Here is a 26,600-nt window from a genome sequence, read left to right as displayed (position 1 = left end):
TCACCTGATCTCTTCGACGTGGACAACCGGTCCGACTTCGTCGTCGGCTGCGACGTCCGTGACGGTGCCCCGCCACCGTCCGATCAACCGCATCGAGTGGTAGATCAACACGGCCGAGATGGCACCGAGCGAGATTCCGCCGAAGCTGAGGTCGCCGACGGTCCAGGAGAAGTCGGCGATACCGATCACCAGCGCAATGGCTGCGGTGAACTGGTTGATGGGCTTGGAGAAGTCAACCTTGTTGGTCACCCAGATGTGTACACCGAGAATTCCGACGAGACCGTACAGTGCCACAGTGACTCCGCCGAGCACACCTGGCGGAATGGAGGCGATCACTGCGCCGACCTTCGGGGAGAGTCCGAGCAGGATCGCTGCGCCGCCCGCCACCCAGTATGCGGCGGTCGAATACACCTTCGTCGCAGCCATGACTCCGATGTTCTCGGCATAGGTCGTGGTCGCCGATCCACCGCCGCTACCGGCCAGCACCGTTGCGAGTCCGTCTGCCACCAATGCCTTACCGATGCGGGGGCTGTTGTCGATTCCCGTCATCGTGTTGATGGACTTCACATGCCCGATGTTCTCGACCACGAGGACCAGGACTACCGGGATGAACATGGGCAGCACCGAGATATGGAAGGTGGGCGCGGTGAAGTGCGGCAACCCGAACCAGGCGGCATTGCCGATGACGCTGGTGTCGATCAAGCCGCGAGCAAGCGCGATCGCGTAGCCCGCAACAACACTGAGGAAGATCGCCAGTCGCCCGAGAAGTCCGCGAAACAGAACCAGCGACAGCAGCAGAAGGACCAGGACGACGAAGCCGGTGATCGGGTCTGCAACGAAGTTGGCCTTCGCCACGGGAGCCAGATTGAATCCGACCAACGCCACGATCGAGCCGGTCACCACGGGCGGCATCAGCGATTCGATCCACCCGATTCCACTGAAATGCACGATCACTCCGATGATCACGAGCAACAGACCGACGACGACGATCCCTCCCAGCGCACCGGACTGACCGTGTGAGGCGCTCGCCGCGATGGTCGGCGCGATGATCGCGAAACTCGAACCGAGGTAACTCGGCAGACGGTTACGCGTGATGATCAGGAACAGAATCGTCCCGATACCCGAGAACAAGAGGGTGGTAGCGGGCGGAAATCCGGTCAGGACCGGCACCAGGAAGGTGGCCCCGAACATCGCGACCACGTGCTGCAGACCGATTCCCACGGTGCGTGGCCACGTCAGTCGCTGGTGTGGAGCGACAACCGTGTCACCGGTCTCGAGTTGCCAATCGAACATGGACATGCGTTCTCCCTTTCAGCAGGACGGTTCGACGGCGCTGTCGAGATGAAGTGAGCAAGGTCAGAGAGCGAGATGGTTGATCCGGAACGCGTTACCTTCGGGATCGAGCAGAACCGACTGCCATGCACCGTAATACGTGCGAGCGGGCGCGCTGACACAGGTGGCACCGGCGTTCACGGCGGCATCGGTCACCGAATTCACCGCGTCGACATCGGGAACCTCGAAGGTGAGGAAGCTCTGTACACCGGTCGATTCCGGTTGCGGTGGAATTAGATTGAGAAGATCGTACACCGCCGGGCCACTGAAACCGAGGATCGTCTCACCTATCGTCAACCCGCGAAAATGGGGAGAACGAAGGGCCAGCACCTCCTCGAGGCCGAACAGGTTGCCGTAGAAGTCGCTCAGTGCAACGATATCCCGCGCGCACAGACTGGAGAAAGACAGAGCAACGTCCATTGTGCGCTCCTTTCGTCAGAGGTCGAGAACGAGTGTTTCGGTATTGGATCTGCTGACACACAGAATTATTCGTCTTCCCGCGGCCTTGGCGCGGACGGAGAGAACCGTGTCTCGATGATCCGGCTCACCCGCCAATACTTTTGCCACGCACGCGCCACATTCTCCGATCAGGCAGTCGAACTCGACTCCGGGAAGGACGTCACGAACCGCAGCGAGAGCAGTCCGATCGGAGGGCACGTGGATCAGTTGTCCGCTGCGCCGCAAATCGATCCGAAAGTCCGAGTCGGAGATCATTACGGTGCCAGCGCAATCGTCTTGGAGAATTTCTCGGTGAGATGATCACCCGAACTGATCGGCCGATAGCGTGGCTGCTCGCCAGAATCCATACATGTGGGCAAGCATTCGATCATCGCGTCGTAGTTGGGTTGATGGAAGAAGACCAAAGACATGCGCCGGGTGTTCCCGGCGGCGTCCGGTGCCGGAGTTCGCACTCGGTGTCTGGTGGAGATCCACCGGTCATTTGTCCACTGCGCCATCAGGTCACCGATGTTGACGACGAGCGCACCAGGGATCACCGGGACTGGCACCCAGTCTCCGTCGACGGTGAATACTTCCAGCCCGCCCGGCGCCACTTCCTGCCGAACAATTGTGAGACTGCCGTAGTCGGTGTGTGCACCGGCCCGCATCTGGCCAGGCTGCGGCGGCGTGGTGAGGTGCGGATAGTTGATGGCACGCAACATACTGATGTCCTTGTCGATGCTGTCGACGAAGTAGTCCGGAGCCAGCCCCAACCCGCGGGCGAACCCCTCCATCAACAGCCTCGACAACTCGTTCATCAGTCGGTAGTAGCGGGTCCACGCCTCTTCCATACCGTCAACGCCTCCCGGCCACTGATTCGGCAAGAAGTGATGACCTGCGTTCTCGGCCGAGTAGTACGGGTCGTCTCGATCCACGTCGACCGGGCCGACGTCGAACTTCTCGTGCAGGTCGCGTGGTTGGTGTACGTCCTCGCTGTACGAGAAGGACTGCTGACCGATAGAGGAATACCCGCGCACTGTGTCCGGGTTGGGCTGAGCAACACGCTGTTTCTCGTCGTCGGATTGCGAGAAGAACCGATCTGACGTTCGATACATCGCATCTATCACCTCTTCTCCGATGCCGTGGCCGGTGATCTGGAAGAAACCGATCTCACGACAGGCATGATCGAGTGCACTCGCCACTACGGCTTTCGCATGGTCGTCGTCTCTCCGCAGGGCGGAGATGTCGATGGTGGGAACTACTGACATCCGGGTTCTCCTTACCAAGAAAGGTTGTCACCCAGTCTGTTCGTGCCGCACCACGCCGACAATGCCGTCGCCTACCGGAAGTCGAGGCCCGGTTCTGTCACATCGTCACATCGGAAACACCTGTGTAACCGACGATTACGTATTCGTATCGTGAGGGTGCGCCGATGTAACACCACCACTTCGCTGTTCACACTCCCGCAAGAGCCGTCTCATCGGTCTGCGTATCGCTTCTGTCCGCGTCAGGCGATGTGCATAGAAGTCCGAGTGTCCGTTGATGCCGTTCGAGCCACATTCCGGTGAGCCTCTGGCGATCGCCTCACACCTCCGAGCACGCCGCAGGAGGGACACATCGGCACCCACCGATCGGACCTCGAGCAGGGACTCGGGGCGGCGCCGGGAACACAATTTTCCCGGCATGCGCGGTGGGCACGGTAGCGGTGATCGAGTCGGCACTGACGTCATGCGGGGCGCCGAGGGTGCCCAGCAGGTTACGGACGGTGACTTCGGCGGTCGGAAAAGACCTGCAGCCCAGGTACCCTCGTGCGAGATTACGCGAAGGAGGAGCCGTTCCCAGCAGTCCGGGCTCCTCCCCCGCGTCCAGCTTCAGGTTCCGGTCGGGTTCAGCGTGCCTGCGTGAATCGTTCTCGAAGCACCGCCACGTCCTCACTGGTGAGACCGAGCCCGTCTCGGAGGTAGTCCTCGACGGTGCCGAAACGAATTCGCATCTCGTCGAGCGCTGCACCCAGATAACTCTCTCGGACACCGAGCAGGGGCCGAATCAGTTCGGGGTCGATGTCTTTGCTCTCGACGAACGCGAGAATGGGATCGGTCATCGGTGCAAGATCGATATTCGTTTGCAGATAATCCGAAAGCACGTCCTCCTCTGCGGCGCCGAGGAACAGCAGGAACGACGCCGCGGCCCATCCGGTGCGATCTTTGCCCGTGGTGCAGTGAAAGAGTGCTGCGCCGGTGCGGTTCCGGTCGATCAGATCGAGGTAGAACGAGCGGTAGGCCGTCAGCGCTGACGGCAGGCTGACGAAGTTACGGTTCGCCTCCTCCATCTGCGCGATCCCACGTCCGGCGTCGACCGTTGCCGCGTACGCTGCGGGGTCGGTCATCAGCAATCCGGTGGCCGCGGCGTTATCGGCGTTGTCGGCGAGCACGTCGAGCCAGATCGTGCGCGATCCTTCGGGCAGACGGTCGAGGGCGCCTTCTCGCTCTGCAGCGGTGCGGAAGTCGTACACCGTGGTGATTTCGAGGGCCTCGAAGGCCGTGACGTCCTCGTCTGCAAGGTGTGCGAGAGTCGCGGACCGGTAGAGCGTGTCAGGACGGACAGTTCCGCCGGTGACGGATATGCCGCCGAGGCTGCGCAGGTTCGGGGCGCTCGCCAGTGAGACGCGGCGGTCGAGCGGTTCAGTGGTCAAGTTGACTCCTTGGCTGTGTTGCAGGGGTTGACTCGGGTGAGCAGGGATTTCGGGCTCATTTCTCAGCGCTGGGGCGGCGACCGAAGGTCGTCTGGCGGAGGTATTTCTCCGTGAGGTGTGCTCCGGCGATCAGCGGATCAGGTCGACCGACGCGCGAGGAGGGAACGAATGGCGGTAGTTCGGTGACGGGTACGTCGAAGTTCGGATGCTGATAGAAGGCGAAGCTCGAACGCGAGTCGTCGACGGCGATCGACCGCGGCGGGTTTGCAGTTCGGTGCAGCGACACCGGCCAGTGGTCTCCGGTCCATTCCGCCAGCAGATCGCCGACGAGCACGACCAGCGTCGAGGGAGTGGTCGCCACCTCCACCCATTCACCGTCCGCGTCGAGCACTTCGAGCCCGGCCGGCGATGATTCGGCCGATATGACGGTGAACGCACCGTAGTCGGTGTGAATACCCGCCCTCGACTGGTGGACCACGGGACGCTCGAGTTGCGGCGGAAAGTACAGGCCCCGAAGCATACTCAGTTCTCGATCGAACAACGGCTCGAAGTAGTCACCCGGCAGATCGAACCCTTCGGCCGCCAAGGACAACAGTTCAGCGCCTACGCGTTGCATGTGGGTGTAGTACTGCTCCCAGACGCTCCGAAACCGCGCCGGATACGCGGGCCACAGGTTGGGGTACGAGAGCGGTTCCGCTCCCGGTTCCCCGACAGTCGCACCCGTCACCGGCCCGATGTCCATCTTCTCCTTCAGGTCACCGTGTGATTCCTCGTCGAGCGAGTAGGACATGCCCTCCGATCCCGTCCCGCTCCAGCCGCGTACCTGCTCAGGCGCCGGTTGAGCCACCTTGCACTTCTCATCGTCGGGCAGGAGAAAGAACTGGCGACTTACCTCGTACAACTCCACGAGAAGTGCGGTAGGAATACCGTGACCGGTGACAAAGCCGTAGCCGATCCGCGAGCACGCGGTATCGAGAAGTTCGATCTGTGCGGATCTCGACTGTGGATCACGTCGGGCCGCTGTCAGATCGATCGGCGGGATGGTCAGCATGCGATTACTCTGCCTGATCTATGGACATTTCGGATACCCGAGGAGGAGATTGTCGATGTCAGCGGGCGGTACCACCGCGGCAGCAGGCCGCACTCCCACCGATATCGCGATGTCCACCGGAGGCCGACTGGTCACAACCGTGGCCACCGAAACCCTGATCACCGCAGTCCTCGACGAAAACGCAGCTCATGTGGAGGCCGCCTTGACCGGGATACTCGTCGTTCTCGAATGGCGTCCACCACACCCGAACGGCCCTCTTCCCGACCTGGTGCCGATCCTCGAACAGTTCCTGCCCAAGGGCCCCGCAGCAGTGTTCGTCAGCCCTTCTCGGTCGGTCAATCCACCACCGAAGGCCGTGGCTGCGGCCGAGCGCGGCAACGTCAGCCTGATCTGGAATCGAAGTGGTGGTTCGCCTACCGAGATCGAAGCACAGATCACGGAATTGCTGACCCGCTCTGCGGTACAGGTCCGCCACTCGCATTCCGTTCCGGACTCGATGCTTGCGATTGCCGACGATCTACCACGACTCCTCGACGCCGTGACTCTCGCGCTCGGCGGCGAAGCCCGGCTGTCGATCGCTCCCACTCGCCCGACTCAGTCTGGACACATCTCCTTCCCTCTTCTCGAAAACAACTCGGGCAATGCAACTCTCGATATTCATCGCGAGGTGTCCCTCAGCGCCGACGAGAGGCGGCTCCTCACAGCGCTCGCACCGGTTTTTCGACTGCACGTCGCCCTGTCGGACACCACAGCGGACGACAGAACCACCGAACGCGCTCGCAATCTGAAACACATTCTCGGCGAGGATCTTCTGCAACGTGAAGTCAGCCTACGTAAAGCCCGTCGGCTGTCCATGTTCCCGCGCCACCCCGTCGTATGCCTGGGTATCGAGCCGTTCGGGGTGCGCGTGGACATCGAAGGTTTGCACGAGTTGCGGATCGCCATGATGCCTGTCGCGGTCCGATTCGACGCGGACGCGATCGTCGTGGTGAATGCAGGCACCGTCGTCGTCATGATGAAGGCGACCACCCAACTCGATTCTTTCGTGCGGGCTCTGTATCGCTCGGTGCAGGTTCCGTTGGCCGTCGGAGTGAGCGAGGACGTAGACGATCCCCGAAGCTATCCGAGTTCGTTCCGGCAGGCCGAACGCGCAGTGTCGGTGGGTCGACGGGTGGGAGCGATCAATCGTGTCACCAGATACCGGGATCTGGGCGTTCTCGGACTTCTCTATCAACTTCCCGAGCACGCGCGCCGCAGTTTCGTCTCCGAGACCTTGGGTTCGGTAGCCGATTCCACACCCGAGAGCCTCGATCAGCGACGAGTGTTGCGCGCATTGCGGGCAACTGACTGCAACGTCACCGAATCCGCCAGATCCCTGTTCGTCCACCCCAATACGCTTCGCAGTCGAATCAGCCGCATCGAACAGATCGTCGGTTCGTTCATGGCCGAACCCGAGCACCGGATGACCGTCTTCACGGCGCTGGCCATGTTCTCATTGGATTCCTCCGACAGCGAATAGCAGTGCAGTGCATTCGATATCTCGCTCAGCGCATATCAAGCATCTCGCTCAGCGCACATCAAGCATCTCTCTCAGCGCACATAAAGCGCCGTTCGTTGCTCGTAGCCGACCAGAGCGACATACAGCGACAGTCTGGATTCGACGTCCGACAGGTCGACGTCGAGTATCCGTTCCAACTTGTCCAGTCGGCTGTACAGTGCCGGCCGACTGAGGTGGGCGAGGCGTGCCAGTTCGGATTTGTTTCCACCCGTGTGGAGGAATTGACGGAGCAGCTCGAGTAATCCCTCACCGTGTGCGGCCTCGTATGCCAACAACTTCTGGAGTTCCGACTCGACGAAGGCCTGTATTCGGGAGTCCTCGGCGAGCAGGGACATCAAGCCACGGATCCTCAGCTCACTGGTGCGGTAATACAACTGAGGCGACCTGTGACGCATCGAGCCGGCAACCTCAGCGGCGTGAGCAGCTTCGCGGATCGACGATGCTGCGGCGCTCAAGGTGGAATCGGCCGGTCCGACTCCGATGACCCGACCGGCGCCGCTTTCGTTCGGGCGCCCACCTCCGGCCAACGCCAACGCGAACTTCTCCAGCGCAACATCTTCCCGGACTTTTCTCGGCACCCCCAGGATGACAGCTACCTCGATTTCCCCCCACAGCCCGATCAGCGAGGAAATCCCTAGATCAGCAGCCTCTTTTGCGGCCAATTCAGCGAGCTGCCTGGTGCGACGTTGGAGCGTGAGCGCCGCGGCGTCACGCGCGGACGCGATGCGAATCACGAGCGGTATGTACAACGCTGCCGCTTTGACCCCCACAGCCGACGCACGTGTGAGCGCTTCGGTCTCACTCTTCACGGCGCCGGCAGCAAGATCCCCGAGCAGGCTGCCCTGCGCCTGAAAAGTCAGGCTGATCCGGTCCCGCTCCACCATGCGACCCAACTCGAGGGTTTGCGCAGCGCGTTCGAGAACCATCCGTACCGGCAATTCGCGGTCGTTGGGGATCGGCACAACGAGCCTGCCCCAGTGATGGCCGGACAACCCGACGGGCGTGGTCTGCCACGTTTCGCCGCCGAGATCGCGACCGCTCCCCTGTTCGACGGACAGCCGCGAACGATGCTCCCAGTCTGCCAACAGATCTTCCGGTGCGTCGCCACTGGCGGAGTACGCGAGAACCTTGTGACCGAGGTCTTCGAGAACCACAGATGCGCGACACATCCGAGCGGCGCGTTCGACAATGACGTCAGCCGGCGCGTTCTCGAGGCTCAATGCCGTGAACACCTCATGGACGTCTCGCGAGAACTCGATGTTGGAATACTGTTCCCCGACGATTCGCTGATGCACGATCTCGGTCAGCTCAACGAACCGAATTTCCTTGCCCAACACTATCAATGGAAAACTTCGATTCCGAGCTGCGGCTACTACCGACGCCGGAACCGCGTCGATCAACGTGCCCAACTCCACCACCAGCCCGCAAGCGCCCGCATCGACGAGGCTCACCAGATAGGCCACTGCACGATCGGCGGGGGCGGTCAGCGCCATACCCGTGGTCAATACCAACTCGCCGCCACGGATCAGTGAACCAATGCGTTCGAGTTCGGATACGTGCACCCACCGCACCACAGCGTTCAACCCGCCGTCACCTGCAAGAACGTCAGGCCGGCTGTTGACTACCAGTTCGAGATCGAGAATCTCGGCGATGGTCACCGACATCCGAGTACTCCAGCGGTCTTCACATTTCGGATATTACAACATGTATGGCCAATCAACTGTTTGCTTACAGCTCGAGGGCAGCGTCCAGGTGTGTGTCCAGCTCATAGTGGAATTCTGCGGAGAAACCGCACAACAGGAAGGACCAACAGTGACTGCGTCGAGCACCACCTCCATTCGTACTGTCAGCCACTGGTCCGGCGGTACGTTCTTCGCCGGCACCAGCACCGACACCGCTCCGGTCACCAATCCGGCCACCGGCATCGTCACCGGCAGCGTTGCCCTTGCAAACGTGCAGGACGCGCGGGCCGTCATCGACGCCGCCGAGTCCGCGTTCCCCGCCTGGCGCGATACCTCACTCGCCAAACGCACCACTGTCCTCTTCACCTTCCGCGAACTTCTCAACGCCCGCAAAGGCGAACTCGCCGAGATCATCACCGCAGAGCACGGCAAAGTCCTCTCCGACGCCCTCGGTGAAGTCTCCCGCGGCCAAGAAGTCGTCGAATTCGCCTGCGGCATCGCACACCTACTCAAAGGCGGCATGACCGAAAACGCGTCCACGAACATCGACGTCGCCTCCTTCCGTCAGCCCCTCGGACCCGTCGCGATCATCTCCCCCTTCAACTTCCCCGCCATGGTCCCGATGTGGTTCTTCCCCCTCGCCATCGCCACCGGCAACACCGTCGTCCTCAAACCCTCCGAAAAAGTACCCACCGCCGCCCTGTGGATCGCTCAACTCTGGGCCGAAGCCGGACTCCCGGCAGGAGTCTTCAACGTCTTGCACGGCGATAAAACCGCCGTCGACGAACTCCTCAGCAACCCCGCGATCAAAGCGATCTCCTTCGTCGGCTCCACCCCCATCGCCCGGTACGTCTACACCACCGGCACCGCCAACGGAAAACGCGTCCAAGCACTCGGCGGCGCCAAGAACCACGCCATCGTCCTCCCCGACGCCGACCTGAACCTCGCCGCCGACGCCATGGTCAACGCCGGCTTCGGCTCGGCGGGCGAGCGCTGCATGGCCATCAGCGTCCTCGTCGCCGTCGGCGACATCGCCGACACACTCGTCACCAAAATCGCCGAACGCACCCGAACCCTCACCACCGGCGACGGCACCACCAACCCCGACATGGGCCCCCTCATCACCCAAGCCCACCGCGACAAAGTCGCCTCCTACATCGACACCGGCGAAAAAGACGGAGCCACCGTCGTCGTCGACGGACGCACAGTGCAAGCAAACGGTGGACCCGACGGTTTCTGGCTCGGACCCACCCTCATCGACCACGTCAGCACCGACATGAGCATCTACACCGACGAAATCTTCGGACCCGCCCTCTGCGTCGTCCGCGTCGACACCTACGACCAAGCCCTCCACCTCGTGAACGCGAGCCCCTACGGCAACGGCACCGCGATCTTCACCAACGACGGCGGCGCCGCCCGACGCTTCCACAACGACATCGAAGTCGGCATGGTCGGCATCAACGTCCCCGTCCCCGTCCCCATGGCGTACTACAGCTTCGGCGGCTGGAAAAACTCCCTGTTCGGCGACAGCCACGCCCACGGCACCGAAGGCATCCACTTCTTCACCCGCGGCAAAGTCGTCACCACCCGCTGGCTCGACCCCAGCCACGGCGGAATCAACCTAGGCTTCCCCGAAAACAACTGAACGCAGAGGAGGATTCATGACTACCGACATGTACTCGACAGTGTTACCCAACGGATTGACCGTAGAAGCGTCGACCGCCGAGAGCGCCCGCGCCTACGAACTCGATCGAGCCCACGTCTTCCACTCGTGGTCGGCGCAGGCCGAGATCACCCCGATGGTGATCTCGGCATCGGAGGGCTCGTATGTCTGGGACGGAAACGGCGCACGGATTCTCGATTTCTCTTCGCAATTGGTCAACACCAATATCGGCCATCAGCATCCGAAAGTTGTTGCGGCAATAGCAGCTCAGGCTGCCAAGCTGTGTACCGTCGCTCCGCAGTACGTCAACGCGGCCCGGTCGGAGGCAGCCCGCCTGATCGCCGACCGCACTCCAGGTGATCTGAACAAGATCTTCTTCACCAACGGTGGTGCCGATGCGATCGAACATGCGGTTCGTATGGCGCGTCTACACACCGGACGCTACAAGGTGTTGACCAGGTACCGTTCGTATCACGGCGGCACCGACACCGCGATCAACATGACCGGCGACCCCCGTCGGTGGTCGAATGACTACGGAAACTCCGGAACCGTACATTTTTTCGGCCCTTTCCTCTACCGGTCCGTCTTCCACTCGACCACCGAGCAGGAGGAGACCGAACGCGCACTCGCTCATCTGGAACAATTGATCCAGCTCGAAGGACCGACCTCTTTCGCCGCGATCGTTCTGGAATCGATACCGGGAACTGCCGGCATCATGGTGCCGCCGCCCGGATACATGGCGGGAGTGCGCGAGATCTGCAACCGGTACGGCATCGTGATGATCGCTGACGAGGTGATGTCGGGCTTCGGGCGAACCGGAAAATGGTTTGCCATCAACCACTTCGACGTCGTACCCGATCTCCTCACCTTCGCAAAGGGCGTCAACTCGGGTTACGTTCCCCTTGGCGGTGTCGCGATCAGTTCGACTGTCGCCACGACCTTCGATCACCGCCCCTATCCGGGTGGTCTCACCTATTCCGGACACCCGCTCGCAACCGCTGCCGCGGTCGCGACCATCAATGCGATGACCGAGGAGAAGATCGTCGAAAATGCCGCGGCCATAGGAGAAACCGTGATCGGTCCCGGGCTGCGGGCATTGGCCGACGCGCACCCCAGCGTCGGCGAGGTTCGGGGAAGCGGCGTGTTCTGGGCCGTGGAATTGGTCAAGAATCGAACATCCAAGGAACCCTTGGCCCCGTACGGCAGTTCCAGTGCTGCAATGAACGACGTCATCGCGGCCTGCAAATCCCTTGGGTTACTGCCGTTTGCGAACTTCAACCGCATTCACGTCGTGCCGCCGTGCACGGTGACTGCCGACGAAGCGCGAGCCGGACTCGCCATCCTCGACGAGGCGTTCGCCGTGGCGGACACCTTCGTGTCCTGAGCGGAGCCTGTTCGAACGCCGCACGAGAGCAGAACGGGTCTCGACCACACAGTGTGATCGAGACCCGTTCTGGTGGAAGTCAGCGTGCTGCGGGCCGAACGATCGGGAAGAGAATGGTCTCGCGGATACCCAAGCCCGTCAGCGCCATCAGCAGACGGTCGATGCCCATGCCCGTTCCGGTGGTCGGTGGCATGCCCTGCTCCATCGCGGCAAGGAACTCTTCGTCGAGCACCATCGCCTCGTCGTCACCGGCCGACGCGAGACGCGCCTGGTCGACGAAACGTTCACGCTGGATGACCGGGTCCACCAGTTCGGAGTAGCCGGTGGCCAGCTCGAAACCGCGCACGTACAGGTCCCACTTCTCGGTGACACCCTTCTTGCTGCGGTGATCACGAGTGAGCGGTGACGTCTCGACGGGGAAGTCACGCACAAACGTCGGCATGTACAGCTGATCACCGCACTGGTGCTCCCACAGTTCCTCGACCAGCTTGCCGTGTCCGTAACCCTTGTCCTTGGGCACCTCGAGGCCGACCTGCGCGGCGAGCGCGAGCAGCTCGTCGACCGTCGTGTCCGGGGTGACTTCTGTCCCGATGGCGGCCGAGAGCGACGGGTACATCTCGAGGGTCTGCCATTCGCCGCTGAAGTCGTATTCGGAACCGTCGGCCAAGGTGACGACCAGCGAGCCGAAGGCCGCCTGCGCAACTTCCTGGATCAGCTCACGAGTCATCTTCGCGGAATCGTCGTACGTTCCGTACGCCTCGTACGTCTCGAGCATCGCGAACTCGGGCGAGTGTGTGGAGTCGACACCCTCGTTACGGAAGTTGCGATTGATCTCGAAGACCTTCTCGATACCGCCGACAACGCAACGCTTGAGGAACAGTTCCGGCGCGATACGCAGGTACAGGTCGATGTCGAGTGCATTGGAATGCGTCACGAACGGCCGGGCCGCGGCTCCGCCGTGCAGCGTCTGCAGCATCGGGGTCTCGACCTCGAGGAAACCACGATCCTCGAGCGCGTTGCGCAGTGCCCGGACCACGGCGACGCGCTTGCGGGCATTGTCGCGGGCTTCCGGGCGCACGATGAGGTCGGCGTAGCGCTGGCGCACGCGAGACTCCTCGCTCATCTCCTTGTGCGCGACGGGGAGCGGTCGCAGCGACTTGGAGGCGAGCTGCCAGGCGTCGGCCATCACGCTGAGTTCGCCGCGACGCGAGCTGATGATCTCGCCGTGGACGAAGACGAAGTCGCCGAGGTCGACGTCGGACTTCCAGGCCGCCAGGGCCTCTTCGCCGACGCCGGCCAGGCTGATCATGGCCTGCAGTTGAGTGCCGTCACCCTCTTGTACGGTGGCGAAACACAGCTTGCCGGTGTTGCGCATGAAGATGACGCGGCCGACGACGCCTGCCTGAACACCGGTTGCGGTGTCCGGCTCGAGTTCCGGATATTCGGCGCGGATCTGCGCGAGAGTGTGGGTGCGATCCACCGACACCGGGTACGCCTCCTGCCCCTGCGCCAGAATTCGCTCACGCTTCTCACGGCGGATGCGAAGCTGCTCGGGGGTGTCGTCGACTGGCTGGGTTTCTACATCACTCACGAGGTACAAGACTACTGGGCCGCGTCCACCGAGTTTGTCGCTGGTAGGTCAGCGGCGACGGCGAACCTCGCAGTTTCACTCGAACCGAGGCTTCCTACCGGATCGATTCGCGAACGAATCGACCATCGGGAAGCCTGCACCGACACGCAGTCCAGTCGGGCACAGGAGCCGCATTCGTTTCCGGAACTTCTCGGTGAGGGAGAACCCGGCCCCCGAACGTACTGCGAGAGAACGCCACAGTCCACTCGCGGGATCAGCGTAGGTGGGCATCACAGCCGACGCCGGTGAGGACTTCCTCCGGGTCGTAGGGATAGCCACCCCCTGGATTGGGGTTCGTCTTCGCTTCCACCCGCACCTTCGCACAGGCAGGGTCAGTGGTGGAGTACGAGCCGTTGGTCTACGCAGCGACGCCACCTCGGGCGTACTGCTCGGCAGTGGCGCCACCGACGTGGTTGCCGGGACGGGCGTCGACGAGTGGATCGGACTGGAGGTAGGCGTCGACTCGCTCACTCTTGCCGAATACTCGTCGGCTCGGAGCTCCCGTTCGATCGCGACAACTTCCCGTGCCGGTCCGGCGAGCTCACACCTGCGCGTCTCCGATTCTCCTCTGCGCGGTTCCGTGCCCGCCCCGCCGTTCGATGTTGCGGATGATCCGGCGGCAACGCCATTCGAGGGCGAGAACGGCAATTCCGAAGCTACGGAACGCCGGGTTGGTGGTCTGGCGATGGTAGTAGCGGTAGTAGATCTGCTGACAAATCCCGGCAAGCCGGAACAGACCGAAGACCTCGTAGAACGTCCACTGTTCCTCGGTGAGGTCGATCCCGGTTCGTTCGACGTAGCGCGCGACGACTTCACGTCGGGTGAGCATCCCCGGCACATGGGTGGGCTGTCGGCGAAATCGTCGGAACAGCCAGTCGTCGTCGGCTTGGACCCAGTAGGCCAGGGCACCTCCCAGGTCCATCAACGGATCACCGACGGTGGCCATCTCCCAGTCCAACAGCGCAACCGGAACCGTAGGGTCAGCGGAGTCGAGGACGATGTTGTCCAGCCGGAAGTCGTTGTGGACGAGCACTGCCGAACGGTCTGCCGGCTGGTTGAGCCGCAGCCACTCGACGACTACGGAGAAAGAGCCCACGTTGCGGGTTCGAGCTGCGTCGTACCGCTTGGCCCAGCCCTCGATCTGACGGTTGACGTAGCCGTCGCCTTTACCGAGCGCGGCGAGTTCGGTTCCTTCGATCTTCACACTGTGCAGATCGACGAGGATGTCGACGACGCGGCGCGACAGGTCTGCCACTTGCTCCGGGGTGTATGAAATTGCGGGCGGAAGCTCCTGCCGCGGGATCGGGCCGTCGACGCGTTCCATCAGGTAGAACGAACTTCCGATGACGTTGTCGTCCTCACACAGGGCGATGGTGGCGGGCACGAGCGGAAAGTGCGGACGCAGCGCCGTCTGCACTCGATACTCCCGGCCCATCTCATGTGCCCCTTCGGATTTCGTACCCGGCGGCGGGCGTCGCACTATCACTTCTCGACCCGAGGGATAGCTGAGCAGGTAGGTGAGGTTGGACGCGCCTCCGGAGAACTGCTTGACCTGAGGTGTTCCCGAAAGCGACTGCGAGCATTCAGGATCGATGCGTCGACGCAACCAACTGGTGAGGGCCTCGACGTCGAAGGAGTCCTCGTCCCGCACCTCGACGGCAGCATCACGCGAAGACCGTCGAACCGATCTGCTCACGTCAGTTTCCTTACCGCGGACAGAGGCAGAATGCGCATCGCGACACCGATCGGCACCCACGGCCAGGCAGGTACATACGCTTTCTTCCGGCGCCTCTCGATGGCGGCCACCATCGCCCGCACGCCGGTAGGTGTGTCGACGAGGAACGGAGTGCGTTCGCGGACATGGGCATTCATTTCCGATGCGATGTACCCGGGGTGGATCACCGAAATGTCGACGCCCTTCAGATTCTCCGCGCGTAGACCTTCCGCGGCGGCGGCGACACCGGCCTTGCTCGCGGCGTAGGTGGTCATGGACCGGCGCATACCTCGAATCGCCGACATCGACGAGATCAGAACCAGGTGACCGCTCCCCTGCCTGCGGAAGATCTCCATGGCGGCGTCGGCCTGGGCCAGAACTGCGACGAAGTTGGTTTCGGCGGTGATCCGATTGGCTTCCCAGCCGCCGGTTCCCAGTGCCGCACCCTGACCGGTGCCCGCGTTGGCGATCAACCGATCGATACCGCCCAGGCGCCGGTCGAGATCGGTGACCACCGCGTGTACAGCGTCACCGTCGGTGACGTCGAGCGTGGCCACCTCCACTCTGCGCTCCGGATGAGCGTCGAGAACCTCCTTCCGGAGATCGTCGAGTCGATCCGCCCGCCTGGCCGCCAGCCCCAAGTCGTAGCCAGATGCTGCAAATTGGCGAGCCATCTCCGCCCCCAAACCTGAACTGGCACCGGTGATGACGATCGAGCCTCGACGCACATTCATCGGCCGATCCGATTCGTTCGCCGCCGGGCAACCTCGTTGTACTCGTCTGTGAAGACCATGCTTTCACCGTAGATACTCGACGCATCTCGAACTTGACAGATTACGCCAAGAATTTGACTGATCGCGCCATCGACGGCACACTCGAACCGTGGCATGGATCAGGTCTGCCGGCTTACGGGGGGTTCGCGACGTCGTCGAGGAACTCGGGGGTGACGCCGATACACTCGCCACTCGTGCCGGACTTCCCCGTCCGGCACTGGACAGTGACGAACTGTTGATCAGGGACACTGCCGTGGCCACGATGCTCGAACTTGCAGCACGGACGCTGAACTGCCCCGATCTCGGTCTGAGAGTGGCATTGCGACAGGATCTCGACCTGCTCGGTCCACTCGCCATCGCCGTTCGCAATTCCCGCTCCATCGGGGAGGCGCTCGACTGCACCGACAAGTACCTGTTCGTCCACGCCCGCAGTCTCAGTGTCGAACTCGTCGCGGATCCGAGGAACGTCCGGGGCGTCGTCGGCTATCGGTACGGGTATCCCCCCGGCATCACCGCACCACCACAGAGCATCGACATGGGATTGTTGTTCCTGCATCGAACGCTCGTCCAGCTCAACGGTGGACAGTACGGACTGCGCGGTGTCGAGTTACCGCACCAGGCGGTCGGGCCGATGACCCGGTACGAAGAACTCTTCGGCGCACACGTCACGGCCGGATGTGCTGCCGCAGTGCTGAGAGTCCCCCGATCACTGTCCAGCCGGCCCATCGCCGACAGCGATCTCACCGCCAGGTACCTCGCGTTGAGCTATCTCGAACAACATCAGGAAAACGCCGAGCTGACTGTCACCACCCGGACAAGGGGGCTTGTGCGCCAGTCCCTGGGCACCGGTCGACTCGACGTCGAAGCAACCGCGACCCTGCTCGCGATGTCGGCACGTTCGCTTCAACGCCACCTCGCCGGCGAGGGATCGACCTACGGCGCGATCCTCGACGACGTACGCCGTGAACGCGCCGGGGTGCTCCTGACCGAAACCCGCCTGCCACTTGCCCAGATCGCTGCTGCTGTCGGACTCGACGATCAGGCGACGTTCAGCCGATATGCTCGCCGCTGGTGGAGCGCCACCGCACGCGAGATTCGGCAGCGCGCAACAACTCCTCTATGAGAACGAGTCAAGGAGCCAGGACGGCAACGGTATGCGCGGTGTCCTGGTACTCCCGCAGCCGCCAGATCTTTCCGTCGCGGATCTCGACGTGCCAGGAGTACTCGTTGCTGTAGGTTCGACCGTTCACGAACACTGCCGTGGATGTGATTTCCGCGGCCACCCTGTCGCCCTCGGCAATCGAATCGACGTAGGTGAAGGTGATGGCCCCGCCTTCCGCGATCTGACCCACACCGGTGACGAACTCTCGAAACGCGACCATGTCGTAGTCACCGGAGGTAGCGATACTGCCGGTGATGTGCCAGAGGGCATCGGCAGCGAAGTAGTCCAGGATCGCGTCGACATCTCCGGTGGAGAACGTCGTACAGAACTGCGCCACTATTTCCTTGTTCCGGGTTTGTGTGTCGGTTGCCATGTCGGCATTCCCTCTCTGTTGTCGTCTCAGAAATCTTGGAGATGTACTTGCGCGGCGAGAGAGTCACACTCGGACCCCACCTGGAACCGGCCCGATGCCAGCAGCCGTGTCGTGTCGGGTCCGACGCCCAATATTATTGCGCGCGATAGTTGTTCGATGGTGTCGACGTCATGGCGTAGCGATGCGACGGTCAGCAGCACCTCGGCATGTCCCATACTTCGGTGCCGTCCTGCCGAGCCGGCCCCGAAGCCGGTTGCCAGTTCCATCGCGGACGGCGCGCTCACGCAGGTTGTTCCGGTCCGGTCCGCGTCGGCCACGAACGCACAGCGGTCGGACGGAACGGATCGGAGCAGTTCGTCGACATCCGCAGACTTCAATGCCGGCAGATCGGGAAGCACCACCGCGACCGGCCCTCGGTGTCCTTTCGCGATCAGCGACGACCGACCGATTCCCACGGCATCGTCGATACCGGAGCCACGGTCTTCGACGACAGAACATCCGATTCGACCGCCCAGTGAATGGTCCGGGGACACAACCAGGACGGACTGGACTTCCGCGCAGCGTTCCAGCGCGAACAATGTGTCGAGCAGAAACGCGGTCGCGCAGAGCATTCGATTCTCGCTACCACCGACGTCGAGCCTCGACTTGGCCTGCGAGAGCGCTTTGACGGGAACGATCACCGCCCAGTTCGTCATGGCCGGCTCGTGACCGAGGTGGCGGCGTACGTGGTGGTGCGTTCGACGGCGGGCCTGCCGATCCCGCCCGCGATGGCGTGAAGTTCCTCGACGGTCTTCTCCGACCCGAACTGCGAGCCTGCCATTCTCGAGATCGTTTCCTCCATCAGCGTTCCACCGAGATCGTTGGCTCCGCCGTCCAGCATCGCCCGAGTGCCCTCGGTTCCCAATTTCACCCAGCTGGTCTGGATGTTCTCGATGCGGCCGTCGAGCATGATCCGTGACAGTGCGTGCACGGCCCGGTTCTCGCGCATGGTCGGACCCGGCCTCGATGCGCCGGCCAAGTACAGCGGGGCACTCTGATGCACGAAGGGCAGCGGCACGAACTCGGTGAAACCACCGGTGTTCTCTTGTATTCCGCGCAGCACACGTAGATGCTTTACCCAGTGCTCGGGGTTGTCGACATGGCCGTACATCATGGTCGAACTGGACGGGATTCCCAACCTGTGCGCGGTGCTGACGATGTCGATCCACGTCGCCGTCGGCAGCTTCCCCTTTGTCAACACCCAGCGAACCTCGTCGTCGAGGATCTCGGCCGCGGTACCTGGAATAGAGTCGAGCCCAGCAGCTTTCAGTTCAGTGAGCCAATCGTGAACCGAAGCGCCGGCGCGAGACGCCCCGTTGACGATCTCCATGGGCGAGAACGCATGAACGTGGATCGACGGCACTCGCTCCTTGATCGCCCGCACGAGGTCTGCGTATGCGGTGACCGGAAGCTCGGGGTCGATACCACCTTGCATGCAGACTTCGGTGGCCCCGGCCACATGCGCTTCCCAGGCGCGGTTCGCCACCTCGGCGGTGGACAGGGAGAACGCATCCGCATCTCCCTTTCGCTGCGCGAAGGCGCAGAACCGGCAGCCGGTGTAACAGATGTTGGTGAAGTTCACGTTCCGGTTGACCACGTAGGTGACGTCGTCGCCGACACGATCTCGGCGTAGCTGATCCGCGAGCCGGACAACCGCTTCCAGGTCGAGACCGTCCGCGTTGGCCAAAGCCAGGTACTCGGCATCGGAGCAGTTCCCCGGCTCACGCTCGGCGCTCCGCAACGCTGCGGCGACGTCTCGGTTCAGGCGGGCGGGCGCGTTCAGATTGGTGACCTGTTCGCGAACGGATTCCCAGTCACCGAACGCCGACTCGAGGTCGCTACGGGTATCGGTCAGTCTTCCCGTGGAATCGATGTCGGTGTTCAGGTTCACCCGGCCGATCGACTCCCACGCCGCATCCGGTTCCTGCCACTCGATTCCGGTTGCCAGCACGTCCGTCCTGGCGAGTCCGGTGTGTGGATCGGCCAGTGCCGCGACGTGCGGCGCGATCCGCGGGTCGATCCACGGCGAACCCTTCAACACGTATCGTGGCTGCGCCGCAATCCGTTCGACGAGGGTGAAGCCCGCGTCCGCGGTGATCTCGGTCAGGGCGTCCAATTCCGGCCACGGGCGCTCGGGATTCACGAAGTCGGGCGTGACCGGCGAAACACCGCCCCAGTCGTCGACACCGGCGTCGACGAGGGCTCGGCACTGCGAGGCGTTCACCAAGTTCGGGGGCGCCTGGATGCGCATGGCCGGACCCGAACAGTAGACGAGCCACCGCGATGGTCGCCTGGAACTCTTCGAAATCGGCATCCGGTTCGAGGCGCATCACCGTGTCGGGCTTGGACCGGAAGTTCTGCACGATCACTTCCTGGATATGTCCGAACATCTTGTGGGAAGCCCTGATAGCGGCGATCGTTTCCGCGCGATCCCGAATGGTCTCTCCGATACCGACCAGAATGCCGGTGGTGAAGGCGATTCCGAGTCGTCCGGCGTCGTCGAGGGTGCGCAATCGGACCGACGGATCCTTGTCCGGACTCCCGTGATGCGCACCGCTCTTGTTCTCGAACAACTCGCGTGAGGTCGTCTCGAGCATCATACCCATGGACGGCGCGACCGGTTTGAGTCGTGAGAGTTCCTCCCAGGTCATCACACCCGGGTTCAGATGGGGTAGCAAGCCGACCTCTTCGAGAACCCGAACGGACATTGCCCGCAGGTAGTCGAGCGTCGAGCCGTACCCACGCTCGTCGAGCCACTGCGCAGCTTCGGGCCAACGGGCTTCGGGTCGATCACCGAGGGTGAACAGCGCTTCCTTGCAACCAGCAGCCGCACCGGCACGCGCGATCGAAATCACCTCGTCAGGCTCGAGGAACATCGACTTACCCTCGGTCCGAAGCTTTCCCGGGACCGTGACGAACGTGCAGTAGTGGCACCGATCGCGGCACAGTCTGGTCAACGGAATGAACACCTTGCGGGAGTACGTCACCATACCCGGCCGGTTCTCCGCGATCAGACCTGCATCACGAACCCTGGCTGCGGAGCGACACAGATCGGCAAGATCCGAACCACGAGCATGTAACAGCGTCGTTGCCTCGTCGACATCGAGGACCAGGCCGTCCCGTGCCCGGCGCAACACCCGCCGCATGGCCGACTCCGACGGAACTCGTTTCGGCATGGACGGATTCGGCAGCGCGGTCACGCCGAGGTATCCGGGGACAGCGCTCGCAGGCGCGGTTCGAGGTCACGCTGGAACAGGCTGAGGAAGCGTCGCTGGTCGTGGCCGGGGGCGTGGAAGACGAGGTGGTTCATCCCGGCATCGACGTACGGCTTGACCTGGGCCACCACCTCGTCCGGGTCGGATGCGACGATCCAGCGCTTTGCGACCTGTTCGATGGGCAACTCGTCTGCTGCGCGCTCCATTTCCATCGGATCCTCGATGGAGTGCTTCTGCTCGGGCGTCAACGACAGCGGCGCCCAGAATCGGGTGTTCTCGAGTGCTGCCTGAGGGTCGGTGTCGTAGGAAATCTTGATCTCGATCAGTCGATCGATGTCTTCGATGTCGCGTCCGGCCTTCGCTGCACCTTCTGTCACCGCCGGCATCAGTTTCTCGGTGTAGAGCTCCATCCCCTTGCCGGAGGTGCAGATGAAGCCGTCTCCGGACCGGCCGGCATATCCGGCGACGAGTGGTCCACCGCCGGCGATGTACACCGGGACACCGCCGTCGGGAACGTCGTAGATGGAGGCGCCGCGGGCGCGGTAGTAGGTACCGTCGAAGTCGACCCGGTTGCCCGACCACAATTCACGCATCAACGTGACCGATTCCCGGAGTCGGGCGTAGCGCTCCTTGAACGCCGGCCATTCCCCTTCGAAGCCGGTCGCGATCTCGTTGAGTGCCTCGCCGCTACCCACGCCCAGCATGACCCGGCCGGGGTACAGACAAGCCATCGTCGCGAAGGCCTGGGCGATCACCGCCGGGTTGTATCTGAAAGTCGGTGTCAGCACCGATGTTCCGAGCTGAATTCGTTCGGTCCGCTCACCGACGGCAGTCATCCACGCCAGCGAGAACGGCGCGTGCCCACCGTTGTGCCGCCACGGCTGGAAATGATCACTGACCATCGCCGATTCCATGCCGGACGACTCGGCCAGTACCGCGAGTTCCACCAGCTCGCGTGGGCCGAACTGCTCCGCCGACGCTTTGTATCCCAACTTCAGTCCGTGTGGACCGTCTGCGCGAGTGTTCATGTACGCGGCCTTCCGATGATGGTGTGGCGTAGTTGCGGCCTTACTCCTCACATAGTCGACCTCGATGGTGAGAACCACTGGGCAGAATGTCGAGCGAAGGCATCGCAACGGGACAATCGGCGGCCACCGAGGGGCACAACCGAAGCGAAATGATGATTGAAAAACGACACTAGCAGCACATTTCCCGGAGTAAAGGAGAAAGCCGAAGAAAAATTACTCCTGCCGATTCCGGTAGGCAATCTGCCTAGTGCGGTCGGCTCGTATGGGCGATTTGAACGCTGACTAATGGATCGCCAGTGTTTATGGTTGGGCAATCGCCACGCCGACGGCCCGTTTCGGTACACACCCCCGGGCACCCGACGGCGAGCGCAATCTCGACTTTTCGCAGCAATCGTGCTGGATTCCCCAGTTGCCCGACGAAGGAGAACGCTATGAACGCGACACCCACAGGCCGTATCGGCCTTCTTCTCGCCAGCGCCACACCCCCCGAAGACGTCGCATCCATCTCCAAACAGGCCGAAGATCTCGGTTTTCAGGAACTCTGGGTTCCGGAGGACTACTTCTTCGGCGGCGGAATGGCCACTGCAGCAATTGCATTGGCTGCAACGACGACAATTCCCGTCGGCATCGGTGTCGTCGCGTCCGTCGTGCGTCACCCCGCCGTCACCGCGATGGAGATCGCCACCCTCGCCCGCGCATTCCCTCGCCGCATCCTGCCCGGTATCGGGCACGGTGTCCCGGCCTGGACCAACCAGATGGGGCTGACGACCAAATCCCCGATGAGCGCTCTGCGCGAGACGCTGACCTCGCTCAAGTCGCTACTCGCCGGCGAGACGGTATCGGCCGAGGGACGTACCTTCACCTTCCGCGAGGTCACCTTGACCCACCCCGTCGCCGAAGAGGTCCCGCTGTACACCGGTGTCCTCGGAGACAAGGGCATTGCCCTCACCGGCGAGCTGGCCGACGGTCTCATCGTCAGCGCACTCTCCCCCGTCGAATACGTGGAAGCCGCGCGCAAGAAGCTCGACGACGCTGCGGCCGCCGCCGGGCGCGACACCAAGCCGTCGATCTCGGTTCTGCTGCTGGCCAACGTCACGTCCGATCCGGAACTGGCCGAGACGGTCCGCGAAGAGATGAAGCAGATACTCGCCTTCTACATCGCCGCCACCGGTCCGTGTCCGCTGTTCGCCGCAATCGGTGCGAACGAGCAGATCGCGGACATGCTCTCCCGCGGCGGCCCCGAGATCGTCGCCGCCGAAATGCCCGAAAGCTGGGTGGACGCGTTCGCCGTTGCCGGGTCGGTCGACGACTGCCGGGCCAAGATCGCCCAGTACTACGAGGCCGGTGCCGACGCCGTCGTCGTCTCACCCGTTCCGGCGGCGCGAGCCGAGCAGACACTCGCCGCGATCTCCGAACTCATCACCACCTCTGTCTGACACCTTCGACCCCCAGCAGAACAAGGAGCACTCATGAGCAGCACCGATGCAGATGCAGTCCGCGCCGTCCACGACGCATGGTTCCAGGCCAACGTGGGCCTGCAGAGCGAAGGACTCGGTGAATTCTTCGCCGAAGGTGAGAACTACCTGCAGTTCAATCTCAACGGATTCACCTATCGCGGTGCCCCGGACAAGGTGAAGCTGTGGGAAGGCCTCAAGCGGGTCGGCGTCGACATCACGGAGATCAAGGACGTCGGAGACCCCCAGTTCCACGTCATCGGCGATGTCGCCTGGCTGGCCGGCGACGCCACCGCACGCCTGCTGATGCCCACCCCGTCGGGAGCCCTCGAGGAATCCGGAGACACCCCCATCCGGTACACCGAGATCTACCGCAAGGACGACGGAGCCGGCAACGCGACGTGGACGATGTGGCACATGCACGTCAGCGGCGCGGCACCTGCCGGAGCGCTGAAATACGGCGACCAGTGACCAGCTCGAACTGGAACCCCGGCGCCGTCGAGATCGTCGGCGGCGCTGGGCAGGTCGTGACGTACACCGGCGGTTCCAGCCTTCCCTCGCGTGGTGCCGTCGTCTTCGTACACCCGATCAACACATCGGCCAGGGTGTGGCACGAGGTCGTCGGGCTCCTCGGCATCGACGCTCTCGCACTCGATCTTCGCGGCCATGGACGGTCGGCTCAGGTCGGCCCGTACACGGTGGACGGATACGTCGAGGACGTCGTCGCCGCGATGGACGCGCACGGGGTGGAGGCGGCCCATCTGGTCGGGGGTTCACTCGGCGGTACGATCTCTGCCGCCACTGCGGCAGCGCACCCGAATCGAGTACTCAGTGTCGCGGCGTTCGGAAGTACCCTCGGCACCGGCGTCGGTGACGACGCCATCGCCGCCATGGTCGCCGAACTCGATGCCGCCGGGATGACGACGTACTTCGCCGAGCTGATCCCACAGGTGTTGGGGACGCAGTTCCGATCACCGGAGATCGTTGCGGTTGCCCTCGAGGCGATCGGCGACCGTCCCGAATCCGTTGTGGCAGATATCCTGCGCGGCGCATTCGGCGCGGACATCCGTGACCGCACCGACCGGATATCGGCACCGACGCACGCAATTGCCGGCACCGAGGATCCGACCTGCCCGGTCGCCATGTCCACCGAGTTCGCTGCCGCCACTGGCGGAACCTCCGCCGAACTGCCCGGCGTCGGCCACCTGCCGATGGTCGAAACACCGGCGGCCGTGGCCGCCATCCTCGAACAGTTCTGGTCCGGGTCGAGAGAAGGGACCCCGAAGCCGTGACGTATTCGATCGTGGCCCGTGACGAGGAGACCGGCCGGCTCGGTCTCGCATCACAATCGCACTTCTTCGGAGTCGGCCGACTCGTCGGTTGGCTGGCTCCGGGGGTGGGCGCCGTCGCCACCCAGGCATTCGTGAACATCGACTTCGGGCCGCAGGCCCTGGACCGGCTCGCGGGCGGCGATCGGGCGGACGACGCACTGAAGGCGGTTGTCGCCGGCGACGCCCTGAGCGCGTATCGGCAGTTGGCGTTCGTCGACGCCACCGGCACCGCCACCGCACACACCGGATCGTCCTGCGTGCCGTCATCAGGTCACGCGATCGGCCCCGGCGTGGCTGCAGCCGGAAACATGCTGGCGGATGACACCATTCCCGATCGGATGGTGCAGGCGTACCGGAACTCGACCGGCGATTTGGCCGACCGTCTGGTGGCCGCCCTGATTGCCGCCGAGGCAGCCGGCGGGGATGCGCGGGGAAGTCAGTCGTCGTGTCTACGTGTCGTGTCCGGGACACCCTCGACGACGCCCTGGAACGAGACCATCTTCGACATCCGGGTGGACGATCACACGGATCCGGTCGGTGAGCTCGCGCGCTTGCTGCCGCTGCACCGCGCGTTCGACAAGGTGGGATCGGTAATGTTCGCACCCCGAATCATGATGGGGCAGTACGAGAACGTTCCGGACGAGGAGCTAGAGCAGGCTCTCGGCGACCTCGCCGCTGCCGACGCGGTCCTCGGAGACAACAGCGAAGCTCGCTTCTGGCGCGCCGTGCTTCTCGCACGCGCCGGTCGCAGAGACGAAGCGCGGACCGCGTTCGATTCGGTCTTCGCTCGAGCCCCGCATCTGAAGGAGTATCTGAAATCGGCGGCCGCGGTGGGCTTTCTCGACGATCCGGAGTTGTACCTGTGAGCGGGAACGCCCGGCCCGGCCACGGCCCGGGCGCAGATCACGTCCGTGCCGACCGCGTTGCGGATCTGACGGCAGCCCTGATTCGCTGCGACACCTCCAACCCGCCGGGTGGCGAAGGCGCGATCATTTCGGTGCTCGACCGGGTGTTCGCCGAACTAAACTGTGAAACAACAGTTTTCGAACCGGTTCCCGGGCGGCCGTCGTTCCTGGCCACTGCCGGGCCGGTGGACGGTTCGAGACCGATCATCATGATCAACGGCCACATCGACGTCGTACCCGCTCGCGCCGGAGAATGGGACGTCGATCCGTTCGCCGGCGTGATCGACGGCGACCGCGTCGTGGGCCGTGGGGCCTGCGACATGAAGGGTGGGATCGCCGCCGCCGTCGAAGGATACCGAGCGAACCTCGACGCCGGAGTCACGATGGATTGCGGCATCGTCTTCCACCTTGTCGCCGACGAGGAAACCGGTGGTGAATTCGGCACGATCGCTCTCGCCGACGCCGATCTCATCGTGGCCGACGCCTGCATAGTCCCGGAACCGAACGAACTGCACGTCGGAATCGCCGAACGCGGCGCGTTGATGGCCGACATCCACATCACGGGGCGGGCCGTCCACGGTAGCGATCCGGCGCTCGGCCATTCGGCGATCGCCGACGCGGCCAGAGTCATCCTCGAACTCCAACTCGCCGACTTCGGCGGCCCGGTTCACCCGTTGCTCGGTCAACCGTCCGCCAATGTCGGAACCGTCTCCGGCGGCACCGCAGCCAACGTCGTCGCCAGTTCGTGCACCCTGACCGTCGACCGACGCACCCTGCCCGGCCAGGACTGCGCACAGGTCACGGCATCGATCACCGATCGACTCGATCGGATGGACCCGCCGGTGGACTACACGATCAGCACCCGCACTTTCGTCGAGGCGTCCGAACTGCCCGCCGAACACCCGTTCGTACAGTTCGTTGCCGACATCGCCGTCGGGCGCTCCGGACCCGCCACCGTCGCAGGCTCACTGCTCGGTAGCGACGCCCGAATCCTGCGGAACCGATTGAACATTCCCACCGTCGTCTACGGCCCCGGTTCCATGACCCATGCACACACCGCAGGCGAATGGGTAGGCATCGACGATCTGGTTCGCGCCGCCACCACCTTTGCCGACGTGTTCGCAACCTTCGGAAATCGGAAATGGTCACGCGCCGACAACGTATCCTGGTGACCCC

22 protein-coding genes and 1 pseudogene are annotated in these 26,600 nt (G+C 63.2%); 9 read left to right on the top strand and 14 right to left on the bottom strand.

Annotated elements, in window-relative coordinates; translation table 11 throughout:
* The 6 genes from ABH922_RS00650 to ABH922_RS00625 all read right to left on the bottom strand — a co-directional run bounded on the left by ABH922_RS00650 (nucleotide 1) and on the right by ABH922_RS00625 (nucleotide 5,513).
* A complete protein-coding gene (locus ABH922_RS00650; protein WP_424805095.1) occupies nucleotides 1-1,299 on the bottom strand; it encodes a uracil-xanthine permease family protein in 1,299 nt (432 codons plus the stop codon).
* Between the two features lie 57 nt (nucleotides 1,300-1,356).
* Nucleotides 1,357-1,752 carry a VOC family protein gene (locus ABH922_RS00645; protein WP_424805094.1) on the bottom strand — a complete coding sequence of 132 codons (396 nt, stop codon included), beginning with the start codon at nucleotides 1,750-1,752 and terminating at the stop codon, nucleotides 1,357-1,359.
* A gap of 15 nt (nucleotides 1,753-1,767) precedes the next feature.
* A complete protein-coding gene (locus ABH922_RS00640; protein WP_424805093.1) occupies nucleotides 1,768-2,046 on the bottom strand; it encodes a 2Fe-2S iron-sulfur cluster-binding protein in 279 nt (92 codons plus the stop codon).
* Complete coding sequence (locus ABH922_RS00635; protein WP_424805092.1) at nucleotides 2,046-3,038, bottom strand: isopenicillin N synthase family dioxygenase; 993 nt, start codon at nucleotides 3,036-3,038, stop codon at nucleotides 2,046-2,048. Before ABH922_RS00635 ends, ABH922_RS00640 begins: the two co-directional genes overlap by 1 nt.
* A 620-nt stretch (nucleotides 3,039-3,658) precedes the next feature.
* Nucleotides 3,659-4,462, bottom strand: coding sequence for a tyrosine-protein phosphatase (locus ABH922_RS00630; RefSeq protein WP_424805091.1), 804 nt, complete (start codon nucleotides 4,460-4,462; stop codon nucleotides 3,659-3,661).
* A 55-nt stretch (nucleotides 4,463-4,517) separates the two neighbouring features.
* Nucleotides 4,518-5,513: an isopenicillin N synthase family dioxygenase gene (locus ABH922_RS00625; RefSeq protein ID WP_424805090.1), complete on the bottom strand. Its 996-nt coding sequence runs from the start codon at nucleotides 5,511-5,513 to the stop codon at nucleotides 4,518-4,520.
* A 55-nt stretch (nucleotides 5,514-5,568) separates the two neighbouring features.
* Here ABH922_RS00625 and ABH922_RS00620 point away from each other — a divergent pair, with 55 nt between their 5' ends.
* Entirely contained in the window at nucleotides 5,569-7,032 is a 1,464-nt protein-coding gene (locus tag ABH922_RS00620; protein ID WP_424805089.1) for a PucR family transcriptional regulator, read from the top strand.
* 71 nt (nucleotides 7,033-7,103) lie between these two features.
* Here the strand turns inward: ABH922_RS00620 and ABH922_RS00615 are convergent, their stop codons facing one another.
* Nucleotides 7,104-8,735, bottom strand: coding sequence for a PucR family transcriptional regulator (locus ABH922_RS00615; RefSeq protein ID WP_424805088.1), 1,632 nt, complete (start codon nucleotides 8,733-8,735; stop codon nucleotides 7,104-7,106).
* Nucleotides 8,736-8,907: 172 nt separating this feature from the next.
* Here ABH922_RS00615 and ABH922_RS00610 point away from each other — a divergent pair, with 172 nt between their 5' ends.
* Nucleotides 8,908-10,398 carry a CoA-acylating methylmalonate-semialdehyde dehydrogenase gene (locus ABH922_RS00610; protein WP_424809513.1) on the top strand — a complete coding sequence of 497 codons (1,491 nt, stop codon included), beginning with the start codon at nucleotides 8,908-8,910 and terminating at the stop codon, nucleotides 10,396-10,398.
* 16 nt (nucleotides 10,399-10,414) lie between these two features.
* Nucleotides 10,415-11,800 carry an aspartate aminotransferase family protein gene (locus ABH922_RS00605; protein WP_424805087.1) on the top strand — a complete coding sequence of 462 codons (1,386 nt, stop codon included), beginning with the start codon at nucleotides 10,415-10,417 and terminating at the stop codon, nucleotides 11,798-11,800.
* Between the two features lie 79 nt (nucleotides 11,801-11,879).
* On the opposite strand, the gene lysS is transcribed toward ABH922_RS00605, so the two are convergent.
* The 3 genes from lysS to ABH922_RS00590 form a co-directional block, all read right to left on the bottom strand.
* Nucleotides 11,880-13,391, bottom strand: a complete 1,512-nt coding sequence (lysS, locus tag ABH922_RS00600) for a lysine--tRNA ligase (RefSeq protein WP_424805086.1) — start codon at nucleotides 13,389-13,391, stop codon at nucleotides 11,880-11,882.
* 580 nt (nucleotides 13,392-13,971) lie between these two features.
* On the bottom strand, nucleotides 13,972-15,126 hold the full coding sequence (locus ABH922_RS00595; RefSeq protein ID WP_424805085.1) for a phosphotransferase family protein: 1,155 nt from the start codon (nucleotides 15,124-15,126) through the stop codon (nucleotides 13,972-13,974).
* Nucleotides 15,123-15,878, bottom strand: coding sequence for an SDR family oxidoreductase (locus tag ABH922_RS00590; RefSeq protein WP_424805084.1), 756 nt, complete (start codon nucleotides 15,876-15,878; stop codon nucleotides 15,123-15,125). The genes ABH922_RS00595 and ABH922_RS00590 overlap by 4 nt, the downstream gene beginning before the upstream one ends.
* A 148-nt stretch (nucleotides 15,879-16,026) precedes the next feature.
* Between ABH922_RS00590 and ABH922_RS00585 the strand changes: the two genes are divergently transcribed.
* Entirely contained in the window at nucleotides 16,027-17,040 is a 1,014-nt protein-coding gene (locus ABH922_RS00585) for an AraC family transcriptional regulator ligand-binding domain-containing protein (protein WP_424805083.1), read from the top strand.
* Nucleotides 17,041-17,047: 7 nt separating this feature from the next.
* Here the strand turns inward: ABH922_RS00585 and ABH922_RS00580 are convergent, their stop codons facing one another.
* The 4 genes and pseudogenes from ABH922_RS00580 to fgd all read right to left on the bottom strand — a co-directional run bounded on the left by ABH922_RS00580 (nucleotide 17,048) and on the right by fgd (nucleotide 21,734).
* Nucleotides 17,048-17,452 carry a nuclear transport factor 2 family protein gene (locus tag ABH922_RS00580; protein ID WP_424805082.1) on the bottom strand — a complete coding sequence of 135 codons (405 nt, stop codon included), beginning with the start codon at nucleotides 17,450-17,452 and terminating at the stop codon, nucleotides 17,048-17,050.
* A 26-nt stretch (nucleotides 17,453-17,478) separates the two neighbouring features.
* Nucleotides 17,479-18,147, bottom strand: a complete 669-nt coding sequence (gene cofC, locus ABH922_RS00575; protein ID WP_424805081.1) for a 2-phospho-L-lactate guanylyltransferase — start codon at nucleotides 18,145-18,147, stop codon at nucleotides 17,479-17,481.
* Nucleotides 18,144-20,667: pseudogene (locus ABH922_RS00570) on the bottom strand (bifunctional FO biosynthesis protein CofGH). Before ABH922_RS00570 ends, cofC begins: the two are co-directional and overlap by 4 nt.
* Before the next feature lie 20 nt (nucleotides 20,668-20,687).
* Nucleotides 20,688-21,734, bottom strand: a complete 1,047-nt coding sequence (gene fgd, locus ABH922_RS00565) for a glucose-6-phosphate dehydrogenase (coenzyme-F420) (RefSeq protein ID WP_424805080.1) — start codon at nucleotides 21,732-21,734, stop codon at nucleotides 20,688-20,690.
* Nucleotides 21,735-22,165: 431 nt separating this feature from the next.
* Between fgd and ABH922_RS00560 the strand changes: the two genes are divergently transcribed.
* From ABH922_RS00560 to ABH922_RS00540, 5 genes are read left to right on the top strand one after another with little or no spacing between them, the layout of a single operon-like run.
* Nucleotides 22,166-23,170, top strand: coding sequence for an LLM class flavin-dependent oxidoreductase (locus ABH922_RS00560; protein WP_424805079.1), 1,005 nt, complete (start codon nucleotides 22,166-22,168; stop codon nucleotides 23,168-23,170).
* 33 nt (nucleotides 23,171-23,203) lie between these two features.
* A complete protein-coding gene (locus ABH922_RS00555; RefSeq protein WP_424805078.1) occupies nucleotides 23,204-23,659 on the top strand; it encodes a YybH family protein in 456 nt (151 codons plus the stop codon).
* Nucleotides 23,656-24,480 carry an alpha/beta fold hydrolase gene (locus tag ABH922_RS00550; protein ID WP_424805077.1) on the top strand — a complete coding sequence of 275 codons (825 nt, stop codon included), beginning with the start codon at nucleotides 23,656-23,658 and terminating at the stop codon, nucleotides 24,478-24,480. The genes ABH922_RS00555 and ABH922_RS00550 overlap by 4 nt, the downstream gene beginning before the upstream one ends.
* Nucleotides 24,477-25,385, top strand: coding sequence for a DUF1028 domain-containing protein (locus ABH922_RS00545; protein ID WP_424805076.1), 909 nt, complete (start codon nucleotides 24,477-24,479; stop codon nucleotides 25,383-25,385). The genes ABH922_RS00550 and ABH922_RS00545 overlap by 4 nt, the downstream gene beginning before the upstream one ends.
* On the top strand, nucleotides 25,382-26,596 hold the full coding sequence (locus ABH922_RS00540; protein WP_424805075.1) for a M20 family metallopeptidase: 1,215 nt from the start codon (nucleotides 25,382-25,384) through the stop codon (nucleotides 26,594-26,596). Before ABH922_RS00545 ends, ABH922_RS00540 begins: the two co-directional genes overlap by 4 nt.
* Nucleotides 26,597-26,600: the final 4 nt, after the last annotated feature.

Source organism: Rhodococcus sp. 27YEA15 (assembly GCF_049739425.1).
Lineage (GTDB): Bacteria > Actinomycetota > Actinomycetes > Mycobacteriales > Mycobacteriaceae > Rhodococcus_F.
Note: the sequence above shows the minus strand (reverse complement) of the source record. Positions and strands in the feature narration are given on the sequence as shown.

Coding starts and splice junctions, on each gene's coding strand:
- ABH922_RS00615 (WP_424805088.1), bottom strand. CDS start 8,735: ATGTCGGTGACCATCGCCGAGATTCTCGATCTCGAACTGGTAGTCAAC.
- ABH922_RS00590 (WP_424805084.1), bottom strand. CDS start 15,878: ATGAATGTGCGTCGAGGCTCGATCGTCATCACCGGTGCCAGTTCAGGT.
- cofC (WP_424805081.1), bottom strand. CDS start 18,147: ATGACGAACTGGGCGGTGATCGTTCCCGTCAAAGCGCTCTCGCAGGCC.
- ABH922_RS00635 (WP_424805092.1), bottom strand. CDS start 3,038: ATGTCAGTAGTTCCCACCATCGACATCTCCGCCCTGCGGAGAGACGAC.
- ABH922_RS00555 (WP_424805078.1), top strand. CDS start 23,204: ATGAGCAGCACCGATGCAGATGCAGTCCGCGCCGTCCACGACGCATGG.
- ABH922_RS00640 (WP_424805093.1), bottom strand. CDS start 2,046: ATGATCTCCGACTCGGACTTTCGGATCGATTTGCGGCGCAGCGGACAA.
- ABH922_RS00580 (WP_424805082.1), bottom strand. CDS start 17,452: ATGGCAACCGACACACAAACCCGGAACAAGGAAATAGTGGCGCAGTTC.
- ABH922_RS00645 (WP_424805094.1), bottom strand. CDS start 1,752: ATGGACGTTGCTCTGTCTTTCTCCAGTCTGTGCGCGCGGGATATCGTT.
- ABH922_RS00620 (WP_424805089.1), top strand. CDS start 5,569: ATGTCAGCGGGCGGTACCACCGCGGCAGCAGGCCGCACTCCCACCGAT.
- fgd (WP_424805080.1), bottom strand. CDS start 21,734: ATGAACACTCGCGCAGACGGTCCACACGGACTGAAGTTGGGATACAAA.
- ABH922_RS00605 (WP_424805087.1), top strand. CDS start 10,415: ATGACTACCGACATGTACTCGACAGTGTTACCCAACGGATTGACCGTA.
- ABH922_RS00560 (WP_424805079.1), top strand. CDS start 22,166: ATGAACGCGACACCCACAGGCCGTATCGGCCTTCTTCTCGCCAGCGCC.
- ABH922_RS00650 (WP_424805095.1), bottom strand. CDS start 1,299: ATGTCCATGTTCGATTGGCAACTCGAGACCGGTGACACGGTTGTCGCT.
- ABH922_RS00625 (WP_424805090.1), bottom strand. CDS start 5,513: ATGCTGACCATCCCGCCGATCGATCTGACAGCGGCCCGACGTGATCCA.